Here is a 3080-nt window from a genome sequence, read left to right as displayed (position 1 = left end):
GGAACCACGCCTGCCCGTCGGAGGCTTCGACCATAACCTCAAGCGACGTGGACGCAGCGGTTGAAACGCCCAACGGAAACTCGTGCCGGGCAGCCGCCTTGGCGAAACTCAGATCCGCCCCGGGTCCCGCCAGATTACACATGCCCATCGGACTTATGCCAAAGGGCACGTGGGCTTCCTTACCAAAAACGGAAGTCGATACGCTGCGCCGTTCGACGTTGTTCAGAACACGAGGGCGCAGACAGATATCACGCAGCGCTTGCCGGTTTCTGGCCTCACCCACGCCCTCGCCCGCTGCGCCGTCGATATAGTCGAATATCATCGCGGGCAGACGCCTGCGCGCCAGTCGCCGGGCATCCTCATAGGTTTGAAAACCGGGCGCACGCATATCGAAACCCTTTCGGATCAATGCCACAAGTGGATGTTATGCTATTGATTTCGCTCTTTTATCGTTTCCATAAAGCGATCTCTGATCGAAACGGGATCACGGGTGATGACGGACACGGGGACATTCCCGCTTTCGCATTTGCAGACAATGATGGTCATCTTGTCGCTTGCCAGGGCATCCTGCATGGTCTGCACCGCCTCTTCGGCCTGACATTCGACAACATTCTCGCACCCACAGGCACGGGCCACAGCAGCCAGCGATGTTTTCTTTCCAGCATAGGTCGGCTGATCGCCGGTCGAGCCATAGCTGCCATTGTCAATGATCAGCAGGATGAAGTTGTCGGCAACATTGTTGGCAATCGTGGGTAATGTTCCGAGGTTGGTCAGCACAGACCCATCCCCGTCGATCGAGATCACCTTTTCCTTTTGCGCCAAAGCCACCCCAAGCCCGATCGAGGACGCAAGACCCATCGTACCCAGCATGTAGAAATTGCTGTGCTGGTCATCCAGCATATGCAGTTCCTGGCTGGGCAGGCCGATATTGCAAACCACCAGATGGTCAGAGATGACGGGGATCAGGTCTCGCAGAATCTCAGAGCGGATCATCTCAGTACCCCTTCCAGAACGTGGCATCGGTCAGGATTGCGACCGGCTTGTTGCACATGAATGTGTGTTTCAGGATCTTGTCGAACTCTTCGACATCCTCTTCCCGGTGAAAGTGATAGGTCGGGATATGCAATTGATTCAAAAGCGCCTTTGTGTGAACCGCCATCTCGACCTGACAGGCAACAGGTTCACCCAGCTCACCGCGATAGCTGATCAACATGGGCAGCGGCATGCGATAATACTGCGTCAGGGTCACAAGCGTATTGATGGTCACGCCAAGGGCGGTGTTCTGCATAATAATTGCTGACCGCTTGCCGCCCATGAACGCACCGGCACAGATGCCGATACCTTCGTCTTCCTTGTTGGCGGGGACGTGCAGAATCTCGGGCGCGGCCTCGACCTTTTCGATGACGCCCGCCAGTTGCTTGCACGGGACGGTGGTGACCAATTCGATCTGGTTGCTCACCAGATCACCGACGATCTTGTCATTTACGGACACGGGTTCTCTCCTAGGATTTCGGGAATACTAACGCCTTTTGCTTTGATTAAGTCCAGTCATTGATATTTTAATGTGACTAAAGCAACGCTTTAGCCAATGCGAGTTCTGGACACCCAAGATGAGTATCAGCCTTCTCAGAACCCTGATTGCCGTTTCCGAAACCGGCAGCTTTGCCGGTGCGGCGGATCGGGTCTGCGTGTCCCAGGCGGCGGTGGGTCAACAGATGCGGCGGCTGGAACAAGAGTTTCAGGTGACCCTGTTTGACCGCAGCGGCAAGCGGCCTGCCCTTACGCATCTGGGGCATGCGCTCGTGCCCAAAGCGCAGGAGGTGGTCCGCGCCTATGAAACTCTACTTCACGACCTGACCGGAGAGGCGCAGTATATTGGTGAGCTTACGCTGGGCGCGGTACCCTCTACGATCCGGGGGTTGATCCCACGCTCTTTGATGCGGTTGCGGCAGAACTATCCCGACTTGCATATTCGGGTCATCCCGGACCTGACGGCCGAACTGTTTGCACGTGTCGAAAGCGGTGTTCTGGATGCGGCGGTCATCAGTCGACCCGCTTATCTGGAAAGCCATATGAAGTGGCAGCCTTTTGTGCAGGAAGAGCTGGTTTTGCTGACCTCACCCGAAATCCAGTCAGATGATCCCGAGAGGATCATCGTCAAACACCCCTATATCCGCCACACGCGGCGGGCGGCTGTGGGCGTGATCGCAGAAGATTGGCTGCGCCGGAACAAAGTGGTGGTCCGGGACGTGATGGAAATGGGTTCGCTGGAAAACATCGCCAGCATGGTCTCTTACAATCTTGGCGTGTCGCTGGTACCAAATCTGTGCGTACAGGACCCGATCTTTGCTGCGCTGCAAAAGATATCGCTGGGTGACAGCGCGATCTTTCGAGAGCTTGGTGTGATCACCCGTCAGGATTGTTCAAAAATGATGTTGGTGGACCGCTTGTTGCATCATCTTGACCTCACGGTCTCCGATGAGGGCCATGTGGTGCGGGATGCCTGACGTCGTCAGACACCCCCGTGGTATCACTTGTCAGCCGCAATCAGATCGCTGGCCTTTTCCCCAATCATGATCGCGGGTGCGTTGGTATTTCCGCTGACGATCTCGGGCATGATCGAGCAATCCGCAACGCGCAGCCCTTCGATCCCTCTGACGCGCAGTTTTGGGTCGACGACGGCAGCATCCGAGGTGCCCATCGCGCATGTCCCGGTCGGGTGATAGATCGACGCGGTATTCGACCGGACCCAGTCCAGCGTGCCCTCGTAGTCGTCCATCGACAAATCCGACGTCGGGCGGAATTCCTCAGAAATCTTCGAGGCCAGCGGCGCATGTTTGGCAATTCGCCGCGCGATGTTCACCCCATCCACAATGGTGCGACAGTCGGTTTCGGTCGACAGATAATTCGGATGAATCTTGATATGTTTGGACGGATCAGGCCCATCCAGCAGCAATTCGCCACGACTTTCAGGCCGCAACTGGCAGACGGACATAGTAAAGGCCGAGAACGGATGCACGCCCTCACCCGGGCTATCCGCAGACCAGGGCTGAACGTGGAATTGAATGTCGGGGGTCTCA

General features: G+C 56.5%; 5 protein-coding genes. 1 reads left to right on the top strand and 4 read right to left on the bottom strand.

The genetic code is table 11. The features are described from left to right. The 3 genes from ACR0I7_RS19980 to comD all read right to left on the bottom strand — a co-directional run. Positions 1–388 (bottom strand): alpha-hydroxy-acid oxidizing protein (locus ACR0I7_RS19980; protein WP_480514116.1); only part of this gene is annotated, 388 nt, incomplete at its 3' end. 41 nt (positions 389–429) lie between these two features. Further along, on the bottom strand, positions 430–993 hold the full coding sequence (comE, locus tag ACR0I7_RS19975; RefSeq protein WP_480514114.1) for a sulfopyruvate decarboxylase subunit beta: 564 nt from the start codon (positions 991–993) through the stop codon (positions 430–432). Between the two features lies 1 nt (position 994). Further along, a complete protein-coding gene (gene comD, locus ACR0I7_RS19970) occupies positions 995–1492 on the bottom strand; it encodes a sulfopyruvate decarboxylase subunit alpha (RefSeq protein WP_480514112.1) in 498 nt (165 codons plus the stop codon). Positions 1493–1610: 118 nt separating this feature from the next. On the opposite strand from comD, the gene ACR0I7_RS19965 reads away from it, so the two are divergent. Beyond that, positions 1611–2507 (top strand): LysR substrate-binding domain-containing protein, encoded by an 897-nt coding sequence (locus tag ACR0I7_RS19965; RefSeq protein WP_480514110.1) that lies wholly within the window; start codon positions 1611–1613, stop codon positions 2505–2507. 23 nt (positions 2508–2530) lie between these two features. Here ACR0I7_RS19965 and ACR0I7_RS19960 read toward each other — a convergent pair. Then, positions 2531–3080 (bottom strand): GMC family oxidoreductase (locus ACR0I7_RS19960; RefSeq protein ID WP_480514108.1); only part of this gene is annotated, 550 nt, incomplete at its 5' end.

The organism is Ruegeria sp. AM1, from assembly GCF_056540745.1.
Note: the sequence above shows the minus strand (reverse complement) of the source record. Positions and strands in the feature narration are given on the sequence as shown.

Bases quoted from the DNA above. Each gene is read 5' to 3' on its own strand.
- ACR0I7_RS19965 (WP_480514110.1), top strand. From the start codon at position 1,611: ATGAGTATCAGCCTTCTCAGAACCCTGATTGCCGTTTCCGAAACCGGC.
- comE (WP_480514114.1), bottom strand. From the start codon at position 993: ATGATCCGCTCTGAGATTCTGCGAGACCTGATCCCCGTCATCTCTGAC.